Annotated in this window: 10 protein-coding genes and 1 pseudogene; 6 read left to right on the top strand and 5 right to left on the bottom strand. The window is 55.8% G+C overall.

From position 1 onward, the window contains the following. Positions 1-137: 137 nt before the first annotated feature. The 3 genes and pseudogenes from MUN86_RS03865 to MUN86_RS03855 all read right to left on the bottom strand — a co-directional run bounded on the left by MUN86_RS03865 (position 138) and on the right by MUN86_RS03855 (position 2,492). On the bottom strand, positions 138-884 hold the full coding sequence (locus MUN86_RS03865) for an alpha/beta hydrolase (protein WP_245121963.1): 747 nt from the start codon (positions 882-884) through the stop codon (positions 138-140). A 48-nt stretch (positions 885-932) separates the two neighbouring features. Next, entirely contained in the window at positions 933-1,118 is a 186-nt protein-coding gene (locus MUN86_RS03860) for a hypothetical protein (RefSeq protein ID WP_245121960.1), read from the bottom strand. 106 nt (positions 1,119-1,224) lie between these two features. Continuing rightward, positions 1,225-2,492, bottom strand: a pseudogene (locus MUN86_RS03855) (putative DNA modification/repair radical SAM protein). Between the two features lie 300 nt (positions 2,493-2,792). Between MUN86_RS03855 and MUN86_RS03850 the strand changes: the two are divergent. Together MUN86_RS03850 and MUN86_RS03845 are read left to right on the top strand one after the other, a co-directional pair. Next, positions 2,793-3,824, top strand: a complete 1,032-nt coding sequence (locus MUN86_RS03850) for a BamA/TamA family outer membrane protein (protein ID WP_245121958.1) — start codon at positions 2,793-2,795, stop codon at positions 3,822-3,824. A gap of 20 nt (positions 3,825-3,844) precedes the next feature. Beyond that, complete coding sequence (locus tag MUN86_RS03845; protein ID WP_245121955.1) at positions 3,845-4,693, top strand: hypothetical protein; 849 nt, start codon at positions 3,845-3,847, stop codon at positions 4,691-4,693. Positions 4,694-5,004: 311 nt separating this feature from the next. Here the strand turns inward: MUN86_RS03845 and fbaA are convergent, their stop codons facing one another. Both fbaA and MUN86_RS03835 read right to left on the bottom strand, forming a co-directional pair. Continuing rightward, entirely contained in the window at positions 5,005-6,087 is a 1,083-nt protein-coding gene (gene fbaA, locus MUN86_RS03840; protein WP_245121952.1) for a class II fructose-bisphosphate aldolase, read from the bottom strand. Between the two features lie 203 nt (positions 6,088-6,290). After that, positions 6,291-8,501, bottom strand: a complete 2,211-nt coding sequence (locus MUN86_RS03835; RefSeq protein ID WP_245121950.1) for a sensor histidine kinase — start codon at positions 8,499-8,501, stop codon at positions 6,291-6,293. Between the two features lie 371 nt (positions 8,502-8,872). On the opposite strand from MUN86_RS03835, the gene MUN86_RS03830 reads away from it, so the two are divergent. The 4 genes from MUN86_RS03830 (at position 8,873) to MUN86_RS03815 (ending at position 13,952) form a co-directional block, all read left to right on the top strand. Continuing rightward, the gene (locus MUN86_RS03830; protein WP_245121947.1) at positions 8,873-10,183 is read left to right on the top strand and encodes an amidohydrolase; all 1,311 of its coding nucleotides are present in this window, start codon (positions 8,873-8,875) and stop codon (positions 10,181-10,183) included. Between the two features lie 80 nt (positions 10,184-10,263). Continuing rightward, positions 10,264-11,103 (top strand): CvfB family protein, encoded by an 840-nt coding sequence (locus tag MUN86_RS03825; RefSeq protein ID WP_245121944.1) that lies wholly within the window; start codon positions 10,264-10,266, stop codon positions 11,101-11,103. Positions 11,104-11,217: 114 nt separating this feature from the next. Then, positions 11,218-12,192: a hypothetical protein gene (locus MUN86_RS03820; protein ID WP_245121942.1), complete on the top strand. Its 975-nt coding sequence runs from the start codon at positions 11,218-11,220 to the stop codon at positions 12,190-12,192. Beyond that, entirely contained in the window at positions 12,162-13,952 is a 1,791-nt protein-coding gene (locus MUN86_RS03815) for a cyclic nucleotide-binding domain-containing protein (protein ID WP_245121939.1), read from the top strand. Before MUN86_RS03820 ends, MUN86_RS03815 begins: the two co-directional genes overlap by 31 nt. Positions 13,953-13,984: the final 32 nt, after the last annotated feature.

The following is a 13,984-nucleotide window of genomic DNA, read 5'->3' as shown; positions in this document are numbered from 1 at the left end:
TTGTCTCTGCGGCTGTTCCTTTCCTTGTTGTAGGAACTCCAGTAGCAGCTTATTCACAACTTTCGGTTCCTCCTGGTGAAGCCAATGCGTTGCTTCCTTGAAATAGGTTAGCTCGCCTTTGTCACACATAGATAGGCTCAGACGCGCCAATATGGGTACCAGGAAAGCATCCTTCTGCCCCATAGCAACCGTACGGGCACCGTGATACGCCCCACTCTGCCTACTCGGCGCGATTTACGAAACGACGCCCGATACCAATTGATCATGGCCGTGAGGGCACCTGGTTGCGCCCACGCTCGCACGTATTGCTGCAGATCATATGAGGAAAACGTATCTGGGCGGCTGGTTTCCCGCAACGACTCACGTCCGAATCGGTACTCCTTACGCCGAAACAGCTTTTCTGGCAGCAGCGGCAACTGGAAAAAGAAGATATACCAGCTTTTAAGCAGTTGCTGCGGCGCTTTGCTTAAGGCACGAAACAGTACCGCCGGATGTGGCACGTTCAGAATGGCAACTTGCGCCACCCGAGCCGGGTAACGAGCCGCTAGCCACCACGCCACCGCCGCCCCCCAATCATGGCCAATAATAACAGCCTTGGCCTGACCGGCTGCATCAAGCAAGCCAATAACATCGGCGCCGAGCTTATCTATCTGATAATTAGATACACCCCTCGGTTTCTCGCTGAGATTATAGCCGCGCTGGTCGGGCGCCCACACGCGGTAGCCAGCTTCTGCCAGCACAGGAATCTGCTTGCGCCAACTGTACCAGAATTCAGGGAAGCCATGCAGCAAAACAACCAAGGGCCCATTGATGGGGCCGCACTGCGCTACGTGCAGCGTGATGCCGTTGGTACGGACATAGTGATGCTCGATTTCGAAAGCCATGCTACGACGTACACCACAACCAGGCGCAGGGTTATGGTCGAGCTAGGCTCAAGCCGCCTCCGACTGCTGTCTGGTTTGAGCAGCATTGGCGTGCGCTGCTTCACGGTGAATCTGCTGCACAATCGGTAGCAAGTCCGAAAGCTTGCAGCAGCAGGCCATACGGGCCACTTTAGTTGGTTTCGAAGCTTCGAGGGAGGCAACCGACGCGTCGGTAGCGCGATGAGAAATGGTCATGGTAGAAGTTGGTTAATAGTGGTTTGTTTTCAAGCAGTTAGGGGTAAGAACGTTTTAGTTTTCTTCCTGTCAACGCCCCAAAAACCAACCTCTACCGCCCAAGCCTCTAAGAGGCCTGAGCGAAAAGGTCGAGTTGCTGAGTAACAAGAGCCGACCGCACCGAACCCGCACCAAATAGAATCTGGCGACGAATGGTTTGCTCGTCATAATCACGCTTCTCCAGGGCTTGTCCCCGGCACGTGAGGAAGAACTTGGCACGCTTCAGCACCACGCCAAACTTGTGCAGGTGGTCGAGGGTGATGGGCGCAAACCGCCGGGCGGCCACAATGCGCTTCGCCGAACGAGCCCCTACGCCGGGAATGCGCAGAATCATCTCGTAGTCAGCAGTATTCACGTCCACCGGAAACACATGGCGGTTGCGCAAGGCCCACGCCAGCTTGGGGTCCACTTCCAGATCAAGGAAAGGGTGGGCTGGGTCCAAGATTTCATCGGCCTGGAAACCGTAGAAGCGCATTAGCCAGTCGGACTGGTAGAGGCGGTGCTCCCGGATCAGCGGCGGCTGCGTCACCTGGGGCAGGCGGGCATCGTCGGTGACGGGATATAACCCGAATAGTACACGCGTTTCAGGCCGTAGCCTTTGTAGAGCGAGTCGGTCAGGTTGATGATTTCGAGGTCATTCTCGGCCGAAGCCCCCACAATGAGCTGCGTACTCTGGCCGGCAGTGGCAAACTGCGGTACTTTCTTGAAAAGCGCTTTCTCTTCTTTGTTTTTGGTGATGCCGTCCCGAATCTGCGCCATCGGGGTCAGTATCTCCTCGTAGTTCTTTTCTGGCGCGAGGTTCTGCAAGCTCATATCCGAGGGCAGCTCAATGTTCACGCTCAGACGGTCGGCGTACAAACCCGCTTCCTGAATCAGCTCTTCCGAGGCGCCCGGAATAGCTTTCACGTGGATGTAGCCGTTGAAATTGTGCTCGGTGCGCAACTTCTTGATGATGCGCACGAGGCGCTCCATGGTGTAGTCGGGCGACGAGAAAATACCGGAACTTAAGAACAGCCCCTCGATGTAATTACGACGGTAGAAGTTCATGGTCAGATCCACTACTTCGTCCACGGTAAAGGCAGCGCGTTTCACGTCATTGCTTTTCCGAGACACGCAGTAAGCGCAGTCGAAGATGCAATGGTTGGTGAGCAGAATCTTGAGCAGACTCACGCAACGACCGTCTTCGGTGTAGCTGTGGCATATGCCCATTCCTTCCGCATTGCCGAGGCCCTTGGATTCGTTTTTGCGCTTGCCACCGCTGCTGGAGCACGATACGTCGTACTTCGCGGCGTCTGCCAAAATGCTTAGCTTTTCCTGAATGCGCTGGTCGTTCATCGGGCTGTATCTGGGCTTAAAAATAGGGGCTTGTGCTGAGATATGCACTATACCTCAAGACTAATTTCATTAGAAATGTTCCGCAACGGCCGAGTATTTCTAATGAAATTATTAGATAAAAACATTGTTGTTGCGGCACAGGAGGAATCTGAACAAGATCACTAAATGACCTACTTCAGATCTTCCTTCCATCGGAAGGAAAACGCCGCTTTTGGCATTGTTTTACTGGCTTTCTGCAACGATTCGCGTGTGGAAAACCTCTTAGGAACACCGTAACTTGCAAGGGCGGGGGTCTCTGTTATGAAATATGTGGTTTTGGTGTGGGCGTTCTTGTGGCTTGGGGCACTGCCCGCACTAGCCCAGACCGGCGTGCCCCGCGATACCACTCGCATAATCGAGCCGACCGATACCACCAGCCGCCCCGCCGTCAGCACCGATTCCCTGCGCCGCCGCTTCGACCAGGAGCGTTTGCTCAACGGTCTGAAGGCGTACACCAAGCGCAAAACTATTGCCGGTAAAGCCGCGGCAGTGCTCTTCAACTTCACGCCTCGCCACGAAGACCAAGCAGGTCTCGACGCGGCCCTACTTGACCGCCAATACGACCGGCACAATTACAAAATCGTCCGGCGCATCAATATCCAAACCCTCACGGCGTTCGGTTATAGCATTTCCGACACCACTCGTGTACCGCGCAACATTCTAGAGAAGACTGGCAACGCCTTCCACATGAAAACCTCCCGGGCCCGGGTGCGCCAATTACTGTTGTTTAAAGTAGGCAGGGAATTGGAACCACAAGCCCTGGCCGAATCCGAGCGTTTGTTGCGCCAAACCGACGAACTAGTGGACGCCCGCGTATTCGTGAACGAGCGCACCAGCACCGCCGACAGCGTCGATGTAGAAATCATCACCAAAGACGTGTTCAGCTTGAGTGGCTCGCTGGAAGTACGCGGGGTGGGCGCGGCTTCTATTGGCTTGCGCGACCAGAACTTTTTGGGTCAGGGCCACCAGTTCCGCAACGAATACGAGTTTGGGCGCAATCAGCCTCAATCGTGGCGCTACATAGGTAGCTACCGCATCCCGTTTCGGAATTTTATATACGGCGAGGCGCGCTACCGCAACGAATACAAAAACCATTCTAGTGGCATTACGGTCAGCCGGGACTTCTATTCTATTAATACCAAGTATGCCGGGGCACTGTCGCTGAACACCTACCGGTACCGGCTGGTGCTCAATCCACCTCCTAATGGGCAGGAGCCCGACTACTCCCCATCAGCTACAATACGCAAGACCTGTGGGTTGGCCGCTCCCTCCCACTGCGCAGCTACGACTTAGGCTACGAAAACCCCGGCCGCATGATTTTGTCGGCTCGTTTGCTGCGCACTTACCACACCGTGCGCCCTAACCCCGACTTTCTTAATGCGAGTGCCTTCCTGGGTACCGTTGGGTATAGTGTGCGGCGCTATTACAAAGACAAGTATTTGTTCGGCTTTGGTCGTACTGAGGACATTCCGACGGGTACGTTGCTGAGTGCCACGCTAGGTTACGAACTCAACGACCAAGACCATCGCAACTATTATGGCGCCCGAATTTCAACGGCTAATTTCAGTCAGCGCAAAGGGTATTTGTACCTGAGTGGCGAGTTCGGCTCCTACATGCGGCCCTCAACGGGTTCTTGGCAGCAGGGCCTGGTCAGCACCGAAGTGTTGTATTTCACGCGCCTCTACCACGCTGGCAACTACCAGTGGCGGCACTTTTTTTGGAACCGCTCGGCCATTGGCATCAACCGGCTTTCCAGCGACCTTCCGCTTTCTATTGAGGGGGAAAGAGGGCTACGTGGTTTCAAATCGGCCAGCGACCTACGCGGCACCAGCCGGTTGGTGTTAAACTATGAAACGACCGTTTACACTCCGCTCTCGTTTCTTGGCTTTCGTTTGGCCGGCGTAATTTTTGCCGATGCGGCCTGGCTCAATACCCGCTCCAAACGCACTTTGCCTATCTACGAGAAGCCCTACACGGGCTTCGGCTTAGGCGTCCGTTTCCGCAACGAATACACGCCTATCCGCGCCTTCCAGATTCTGTTTGGCTACTATCCGCGCGGCCTTACCACCAATAGCGGCTACCGCATCTACGAAAGCTCCCGCCCCTACTACGATTTCAGCGACTTCAGCTTCGGCCAGCCAAGCGTAGCGCGATACGAGTAAATGGTACGGTAACCGCAGTCAAGAAGTTAGAGAAGAAAGAGCTAGCCTTTCTTTTAGCCAAGGAAATGCCTAATAGTCCTATCAGAACATCACTAATAGAACGTCATGCTGAGCGGAGTCGAAGCATCTCGCGTGCTGACACAGAAATAGTAAAATGATTTACCACACTAGCGAGATGCTTCGACTCCGCTCAGCATGACGGGTATATTAGAAAAAGGGCTAGGCTAGGAAAACCGCATAGCTTAAACATAAATGAAATGGCTCCGAAAACCTGCGTTTTCGGAGCCATTTCATTTATGTTTGACCGCTTTCTAGCGGCGGTTGTTGGCGTTCAGATCTTCGAAGGCCTGCTTTAGGCGAGCTACGAAGGTTTCTTCGCCTTTGCGCAGCCACACGCGTGGGTCGTAGTACTTCTTGTTGGGCGAGTCGGCACCGGTGGGGTTACCAATCTGGCTTTGCAGGAAGCCTTCGTTTTTCACGTAGTAGTCTTTGATACCTTGCCACAGGGCCCACTGCAAGTCAGTGTCCAAGTTCATTTTAATGGCGCCGTAGCTGATGGCCTCCCGAATTTCCTCTTGGCTAGAGCCCGAACCGCCGTGGAACACAAAGTTGATGGGCAGTGCTTCGGCGATGTTGTGCTTCTGACGCAGGAACTCTTGCGAGTTGTGCAGGATTACGGGTTGCAGCTTCACGTTGCCGGGCTTGTACACACCGTGCACGTTGCCAAATGCCGCTGCAATGGTGAAGCGAGGGCTGATTTCGCTTAGCTGCTCGTAGGCGTAGGCTACCTCTTCGGGCTGGGTGTAGAGCTTGGAGCTGTCCACGTCGGAGTTATCAACGCCGTCTTCCTCGCCGCCTGTTACGCCAAGCTCGATTTCCAGCGTCATGCCGATCTTGCTCATGCGCTCCAAGTAGCGCTTGCAGATTTCGATGTTCTCTTCAATCGGCTCCTCCGACAGGTCGAGCATGTGCGAGCTGTAGAGGGGCTGGCCGTACTGCGCATAGTGCTTTTCGCCGGCGGCGAGCAGGCCGTCAATCCAGGGCAGCAATTTTTTGGCGGCGTGGTCGGTGTGCAGAATCACGGGCACATCGTAGAGCTCGGCCATGAGGTGTACGTGCTGAGCGCCCGAAATGGCGCCGGCAATGCTGGCCCGCTGGTCACCATTAGGAATGGTTTTGCCAGCAAAGAACTGAGCGCCACCGTTGGAGAACTGAATGATAACCGGGGAGTTGACCGCGGCGGCCGTTTCCAGCACGGCGTTTACCGTGTTGGTGCCCGTCACGTTGACGGCAGGCAGTGCAAAGGCATTGGCCTTGGCCACTTCGAACAGGGCTTGCACTTCGTCGCCGTGCAGGACGCCAGCCCGCAGGCCAGTAAGGGTTTGTTCAGCCATTGATTTAGAAAAGAATATAAACGGGAAACAGGGATTCTACGTCAGCAGGTTGGCTTTGCCAGACCGGAGCCATTGGCCACCGTTCTCTTTCCAGCTACGGCCCCAAGTTAGGGGCTGCCAGCGTACAAAAGAAAGAAAGTCGAAAACTACCTTCAGATAATCCACTACCTGCCACCCAAAACAGCGCACGTGCGCGAGCCGTTCTATATCTGGTAGGCTGGCAGGTCGCAGGTTAGCTCATCGGCGGGCAAACTCACCGTGAATTCGGTGTACTGGCCTTCCTGCGTATCCACTATCAGATTGCCTTTGTGCATCTTCGTGATGATGTCGTAGCTCAACGAGAGCCCGAGGCCGGTGCCTTGGCCGGTGGGCTTGGTGGTGAAAAACGGCTGATAGATTTTCGACACAATATTGGCTGGAATGCCCGTGCCATTGTCGCGAATTATTATTTGCACGGCATTGCTACAGCGGACGGTGCGCACCAGCACTTCGGGTTTGTAATCGGCTGTTTCCTGAGCTTGGCGCTTGCATACAGCATAAAACGCGTTGTTGAACAAGTTGAGCAATACGCGCCCCATATCCTGCGGCACAACTTCTATCAAGCCCAAGTCGGGGTCGAAGTCGGTGGTTAGCTTGGCACTGAAAGTAGGATTCTTGGCCCGCAGCCCTTGGTAGCTGAGACGCATAAATTCGTCGGCTAGGGCGTTCAAATCCGTTAAAGCCCGTTCGCCAGTGCCAATGCGGGCGTGTTCTAGCATGCCCTGCACAATGGAGCCGGCCCGGTAACCGTGATGGTGGATTTTCTCTAACACCTCGGTAAGTTCGCCTACTAAGTCGCAGGTAAAAGTTTTCTGGGGTGCCGTCTGGGCCGTCAGCATCTCGTCTTTCAGCTCCGAGAGCAATTCGGTGGCTACCTCCGAGAAGTTTTTAACAAAGTTGAGCGGGTTCTGTATTTCGTGCGCAATGCCGGCCGTCAGCTCGCCAAGGCTGGCCATTTTTTCGCGTTGAATTAGTTGGTTTTGGGTGGCTTGCAGGTTGTGCAGAGTTTTCTGGAGGGCAGCGGTGCGTTGCTGTACTTTGCGTTCTAGTGTTTCGTTTTGCTGCGCCAACAGTAGTTGCTTTTCTTGTTGCTGCTCCAGCATTTGTTGGGAAAGATTCCGCACTTGGTTGAGCTTAATTTCCAAGAGCCGGCTCGCCCAAGCAAACTGGCGCGTTAGGTACAGCGAAATAGCCAGTACGGGGCTCAGGAACACTGGGAAAGTAAGGATAGTCCGCAGCGGCAACGACATTACCTTGAGTTGCAATAGGTCTTCGTTGTAGCGGCCGATAAAGCCATACAGCAACAGCAAAACCAAGGAAATAGCAAACCCGGTGGCAATGATACCGGCGGCCTGCTTGGTTTGCTGCAAAGCGCCTAGCGTTAGCCGGAGCTGTTCGGCCGTAACCAGCAGCATAAACCCCACGGTAGGGTACCAGCTAAACTGACTGACAAAGGTGAGCAGCCATAAACTCAGGAAGTTTATGACCCATAAACCCCGATAAACAAATCCGATTGGCACATTGAAAAGGCTATACAGCGCCCTGACCACCAAGATGCCCCCCGTTTGCAAGCACACATAGGAAAGAATATCAACCCCAATTCGCGTATCCATGTTGCGCACCTCATCCAGAAAGCCTGTGCACGCAAAGCTGATGGCGCCGGCCAGCGTATATAGCGTGAAAAAGTAGTTGGCACGCTCTGCAGGATTGTATAGATAAAAAGCTAAGTGCAAGACGCTCAACAACAAAAAAGCACCGAAGAGCAGCATATCCGACGTTTTGTAGGTTGCCTCCAGCTGGTTGCTTTGCACAACCTGCGTGATACCTGCCAGCCGGGCCTGAAAAAACAACGGCACAAAAAAGTCGCTGAACAACGCGAAGCGGGGCCAAGTAGCAAAACGCACGGCCAGTACCTGCTCGGCTTGGTCACTTAGCTGTAACTCAATTGGCTCGTCATCGGGCCAGTACGGCCGTACCTGGGTAGGGTCGGCGCTGAGCGTACCGTATTGGCGCAGCAGGCGCCCGTTGAGGTAGATTTCCGAGGCGGCATATTGGCTTATGCGTAGCACCAGTGCTTGCTGCCGCAGCTCGGGGCTAACCCGGAACCGTAGCCGCAGCCACCCAGTACCGGCTCGTTGCACCTGGGGCAGTTGGTGTAAACTAAGTGTCGGGTCGATGGGCTGCCACTGCTGCTCGTTGGCGCTTGGCAACGCCCAGCGCGGGTTGTCGCCAGCCTGCAACCGCCAACCTTGGTCGAGCAGAATCCCCTCGGCGGGCATCTGCTGTAAGGTCACAATCGAGTTGGCACTAGCTTGTGCCGACGCCACCCCGGTTAGAATCAGAAAAGCCCCAAGCAGTAAAAATAAAGCTTTCATAGGCGCACAGATATACACTGTCAGTCCACTCACAAGCCGTTCACAAGGCCTCCGCCGCAGGGTTTACTAGTTGCCCTTGGCTAGCAGCAGGCGCATGTCGAACGACAAAAAGGGATAGAAATGCGCAGCCGTTTTCTCAGTATAAATATATCATTCTACGATATAATTTATCTCCCCCCTTGCAAACAATCTGCTGAGGGGCAGCAAACTAAGTAAGTGTTCTTTCCAGCTTCTGTTGGCTCTGACGCCAAAGGAGCCTGTTTCTGTTTACCTATCCCAAGGGAAGTCATGTAAATTGGAGCGTCTTGTTTGCAAGTATCCTGTTCACTTTGCGCACCACGGCATTTGAATTGCCCTCTTGTTTTCGCCTTATGACCTCGAAACTATACCGCTTACTTACCGCCTTACCCTTGCTTGCTGCTGCCCCGGTGCTGGCACAAAATGCGGCCCTCGATGCGCGCATTGCCAAGCTGGCTAGCCAGCAGGAAAAGAACGTGGTAGCGTGGCGGCGCGACATTCACCAAAACCCGGAGCTTAGCAACGAAGAGAAACGTACCGCCGCGCTGGTAGCCGACCATCTGCGCAAGCTCGGGATGGAGGTGCAAACTGGGGTGGCCCGTACCGGCGTGGTCGGCATTCTGAAGGGCGGCAAACCAGGCCCGGTGGTAGCGCTGCGGGCCGATATGGACGGCTTGCCCGTAACGGAGCCGACCGGACTTGCCTTTGCCTCAACGGTGAAAACGCAATACAACGGCCAGCAGGTGGGCGTGATGCACGCCTGCGGCCACGACTCGCATACCGCCATGCTGATGGGCGCCGCCACGGTGCTCAGCGAAGTGCGCAAAGACTTGCCCGGCACCGTGAAGTTTATTTTCCAGCCGGCCGAAGAAGGCTCCTTGCCCGGCATGGTTGGCGGCGCCCGATTGATGGTGCAGGAAGGCGTGCTCGATAAGCCGAAAGTAGATGCCATCTTCGGTTTGCATGTGAGTGCGCAGCGCGAAGTAGGCACTATCGAATACCGCTCGGGCCCGGAAATGGCTAGCTCCGACGTGTTTACCATCAAAGTAAAAGGCAAGTCGGCGCACGGTGCTACTCCGTGGCTGGGTGTGGACCCGGTGGTGGTTTCGGCTCAAATCGTGCTGGGCTTGCAATCCATTATCAGCCGCCAAACTGAACTCACCGAGGATGCCGCGGTGCTGACGGTAGGCATGCTGCAAGCCGGAGTGCGCAACAACATCATCCCGGACCAAGCCGAAATGGCGGGCACCATTCGGACTCTCAACCCCGAAATGCAGCAGAAAGTGTGGGCCGCCATCCGGCGCACGGCCACCAACATTGCCGAAAGCGCAGGAGCCACAGCTGAGGTAGACATTGTGAACTACGCCCCCGTCACTATCAACAACCCCCGCTTGACCGAGCAAATGCTGCCTTCCTTGCGGACGGCGGCCGGAGCCAAAAAGGTGCGCGAAACCAAGGCGTCGATGATAGCCGAAGACTTTGCTTGTTATCAAGAAAAAGTACCCGGCTTGTTTGTGTGGCTCGGCGGCATGCCCGTTGGTGGCAATCCGGCCACAGCAGCGCCGCACCATACGCCCGGCTTTCATATCGAAGAAAGCGGCTTCACGCTCGGCGTCACGACGCTGGCCACGTTGGCCGCCGACTATTTAACCATGAAGAAGTAGCGCCGTGCAGCGCGCCACGCCGAGCGCCGTATAAAGGGCAGCTATCTTTGTTGCTTGTTCCCTTCTTACCCCAACCCTGTATGCAGCTCGGCGATTACAACGAACTGGAAGTAGCCCGTGAAGTCGATTTCGGCATGTACCTGACTTCCGACGACGGCGACATGCTGATTCCGCGCAAATATATTCCCGAGGGCACCCGCGTCGGCGATGTGCTGCGCGTGTTCGTGTACCGCGACTCGGAAGACCGCCTGATTGCCACCACGCTAGATCCGCTGGCTAAGGTCGGCGACTTTGCCGCGCTGACCGTGCGCGACGTGACGCCGCTAGGCGCATTTCTGGATTGGGGCCTCGAAAAAGACTTGTTTCTCCCCTACCGCAACCAGCGCCGCAGTTTGCGCGTGGGCCAGCGCGAAACCGTATACGTGTACCTCGACGACACTTCGGACCGCATAGTAGCCACCGCCAAGTGGGAACGGGCGCTACCCGTCGATGAGCCTTTCCTCGGCCGCGTAGGCGACGAAGTACACCTGTTTGTGGCCGATGAAACGGACATGGGCTACAAGGTTATTGTCAACGGCACCCACCAAGGCCTGCTCTACCACAACGAAGTGTTCCGGCCGCTCCGCCTCGGCGACACACCTACCGGCTACGTGCGCGTCATCCGGGAAGATGGCAAGCTGGATATCAGCTTGCAGCGCGTGGGCTACGACGAAGCACTAGCCGCCGCCGACACGCTGCTGGAAGCCCTGCGCAAAGCGCCGGATGGCAAGCTTCCGCTCGGCGACAAGAGCGAGCCCGACGACATCTACCGCCGCTTAGGCATGAGCAAGAAAGTGTTTAAGAAGGCGCTGGGCACCTTGTACAAGCGTGGGGAAGTGCAGCTCTACCCCGAATACACGCAGCTAACAGCAAAAAGTTAATCTGCTTCAATTCGCTTTTCCACCCAAGTAGCTGGGCTTGCTGGACGGCAGGATAGTTATTGGTTTGCGAAGCCATTAACTTGCCGCTACGATTTTCCAACCGTAGGCTACCTGATGCTTTCTACCTGGCACCGCTTTCTTGGTATCCGTCCTGAGGAGGGGAAGACAGTGTGGCTGTTCTTCCTGCATAACTTCCTGCTCGGTATCGGCACTATTCTGGTCTATGTGTCGGCCAATGTCATTCTTCTTGAAAACAATCCGGAGCGCAACCTGCCCCTGGCCTATGGTGTGGCTGCGTTGGCGCTGATGGGGGTGGGTCGGGTGTATACCCACTTCGAGCACCAGCTACAACTGCAACGCTTAGCCGTACGGGTACTGCTGGCCGTAGTGGTGCTAACGGGAGTGCTCGGCGTGCTGGTGGCAGTGGGGCATTCGGTGGCTGCGGCCGTGGCTATTATGGCCGGGTACCGCATCATCTACTTGCTTACCAATCTCGAATTTTGGGGGGTGTCGGCGGTGGTGTTTGATGTGCGGCAAAGCAAGCGACTCTTTAGTTTGATTAGTTCGGGCGATATGCCCGCCAAAGCCCTGGGAGCCGTGCTGGCGGTTTTGGTGCACGGCCACACCGATCTGCTATTCTTGCTGTTGCTGGCTTTTGGGGCGTATGGTGGCGCACTGCTGACGTTGCGTACCACGCTGGCCTCGCACGTAGTGGAAGCTAAATCGGTGGCGCGGCGGCAGCGGCAGCAGGCCCCGGCATCAGCGCTCCAACGCTGGTTTGGCAACAGTGAACTGGTCCTCTCGATGTGTTTGAGCTTGTTGGCAGTTGCGGCCATTACGACGGGTGTAGAGTACTCGTTCTTCGTCAACGTCAAACACAAATTCCACGACCAAGCCACCCTGATGCAGTATCTGGGCACCTTTCTGGCCCTTACTTATCTACTGGCTATGGTGTTCAAGGTGCTGCTTTCGCAGTTCACGCTCGAACGGATGGGCATCCGTCGGATGCTGCTGGCCTTGCCGGTTCTGGTGCTGTTAGGCGTGCTGGCTTTTGGGGGTTGCGCTACACAGACGCTTCCAGCTCCGTGATGCTGCTGTATTTCTGCGGCTTGTTTTTGGGACTAGAAGTACTGCGCCGAGCTGTTTTCGACCCGGTATTTCTAGTGTTGTTTCAGGCGCTTTCCGCCGAGGAACGGCTACAGGCGCACACCACAGCCAAAGGCTTTTACGAGCCCTTGGGTATGGGCTTGGCGGGCTTGCTACTGTTTGCACTGCACCATTTACCGGCGCTTAGCGAGTGGTTACCATTCGTGTGGATGGGCTTGTTTGCGGCCGGTGCGTTGCTATTTCTGCGCCGCACCTACAGCCATTACCTGGCTGAGCTGCAACACGCCGTAAGCCGCCGCTTCACCGACGATACCGAAGTTTTTTCATCCGGGATAGCCTGGCATCAGCCCGCTGTTGTCGCCACCGATGAAACGCCCGAGGCCATAACCACCGAGCACATCAACCAACTAATTGCGGGCTTGACTGACCGGACGCAGCGTCGTCACGCCATGACGCGCTTGGTTCAGCTAGGCGAAACCGCCGTTCCTTTGCTGGCCGAAAGCTTGCGCGCTGCTACGCAAGATGTACAAGTGCAGCGTCTGGCGCAGGTGTGCGGCCACATCCGTACGCCCGGCAGCCGGCAAGCGTTAGTGGACTTGGTACAGCAGCCTCGCTTGTTCGGGCGCGAAGCTGCATTACGGGCCTTGCGTACCTTCGATCAAGACTCAACTGATGCACCCGCGTTTCAGGCGTTGGTGCGCGAAGAACTACAGCTGGCTCAGCAATTGCTTCATGGCCTCGCCACCGCGCCCAACGACCTGCGCCGCGCCCTCGACTACGAGCTAACCAGAGTGCAACAACGAATATTTGGGTTGCTGCTCCAACTCTATTCGCCGCAGTTTATTGCTGATGCGCAACGCGGCGTAGCGCACGCCGCCCGCGAGCGGCAGGCCAACGCCCTCGAAATCCTCGACAACATCATTCCCCGCTCGTTGTACCAAGGCCTGCAAGCGTTGCTCGACGTACTACCAGTGTCCGACAAAATCCGCACTTTCAACCAGCTGTTAGGCGCCCCCGCAGTGCCTGTTGCAGTGGTGCCGCTGGTGGTTTGGGAAGGCGAGGCTTGCTTTTCCGACTGGACCGTGAGCGTGGCCCTACCCTATTGGCATCCCGAGTTGAGTACCGTTGGGCAGTTGGCTCCTCACCTAGCAAGTAACAGCCTGCTGGTACGCGAAAGCGCGTTTGCCGTGCTCGACCGGCTGGCAAACCACTACCCTAATTTGCATCAGCAACTTGTAAGTGAACACCCTCTTGTAGTCTTCCAACGTATGGACCATCATGCTGCCGCCGGCAATATTTCCGCGCAAGAGCGGGTGCAAGTGCTGCACCGCACTGCTTTGTTCGCTGAAACTCCCGAAAATGTTCTGAGTAGCATCGTTCCCATCATGAAGGAAGTCACCTTCCACGAGGGTCAGGAAATCTTTGCCAAAGGCGACTTGGGCACCTCCCTTTTCATTGTGTACGGGGGCGAAGTCAACATCTTCAACGGCACCCAACAGCTTGCCACATTCAGAAAAGGGGACTTCTTTGGCGAGTTGGCTCTGCTTGATGCCGAGCCCCGTTCCGCCACAGCCGTAGCGCACGGCTCCGTAGTCGCCTTCCGCCTCGACCAAGAAGATTTCTATGACGTGATGGAAGAACGCGGCGAAGTACTGCGCAATGTATTGCGGGTACTGTGCCAGCGCCTGCGCCGCCAAAACGAGAAAATGCAGATGCCGCAGGCCATGAAGAACGAAGAATGAGGACTTGCTCTACGGCTCACGAGCTGTAGAGC

The organism is Hymenobacter volaticus (genome assembly GCF_022921055.1).
GTDB classification, from domain to species: domain Bacteria; phylum Bacteroidota; class Bacteroidia; order Cytophagales; family Hymenobacteraceae; genus Hymenobacter; species Hymenobacter volaticus.
Note: the sequence above shows the minus strand (reverse complement) of the source record. Positions and strands in the feature narration are given on the sequence as shown.

Coding starts and splice junctions, on each gene's coding strand:
- MUN86_RS03865 (WP_245121963.1), bottom strand. CDS start 884: ATGGCTTTCGAAATCGAGCATCACTATGTCCGTACCAACGGCATCACG.
- MUN86_RS03860 (WP_245121960.1), bottom strand. CDS start 1,118: ATGACCATTTCTCATCGCGCTACCGACGCGTCGGTTGCCTCCCTCGAA.
- MUN86_RS03850 (WP_245121958.1), top strand. CDS start 2,793: ATGAAATATGTGGTTTTGGTGTGGGCGTTCTTGTGGCTTGGGGCACTG.
- MUN86_RS03845 (WP_245121955.1), top strand. CDS start 3,845: ATGATTTTGTCGGCTCGTTTGCTGCGCACTTACCACACCGTGCGCCCT.
- fbaA (WP_245121952.1), bottom strand. CDS start 6,087: ATGGCTGAACAAACCCTTACTGGCCTGCGGGCTGGCGTCCTGCACGGC.
- MUN86_RS03835 (WP_245121950.1), bottom strand. CDS start 8,501: ATGAAAGCTTTATTTTTACTGCTTGGGGCTTTTCTGATTCTAACCGGG.
- MUN86_RS03830 (WP_245121947.1), top strand. CDS start 8,873: ATGACCTCGAAACTATACCGCTTACTTACCGCCTTACCCTTGCTTGCT.
- MUN86_RS03825 (WP_245121944.1), top strand. CDS start 10,264: ATGCAGCTCGGCGATTACAACGAACTGGAAGTAGCCCGTGAAGTCGAT.
- MUN86_RS03820 (WP_245121942.1), top strand. CDS start 11,218: ATGCTTTCTACCTGGCACCGCTTTCTTGGTATCCGTCCTGAGGAGGGG.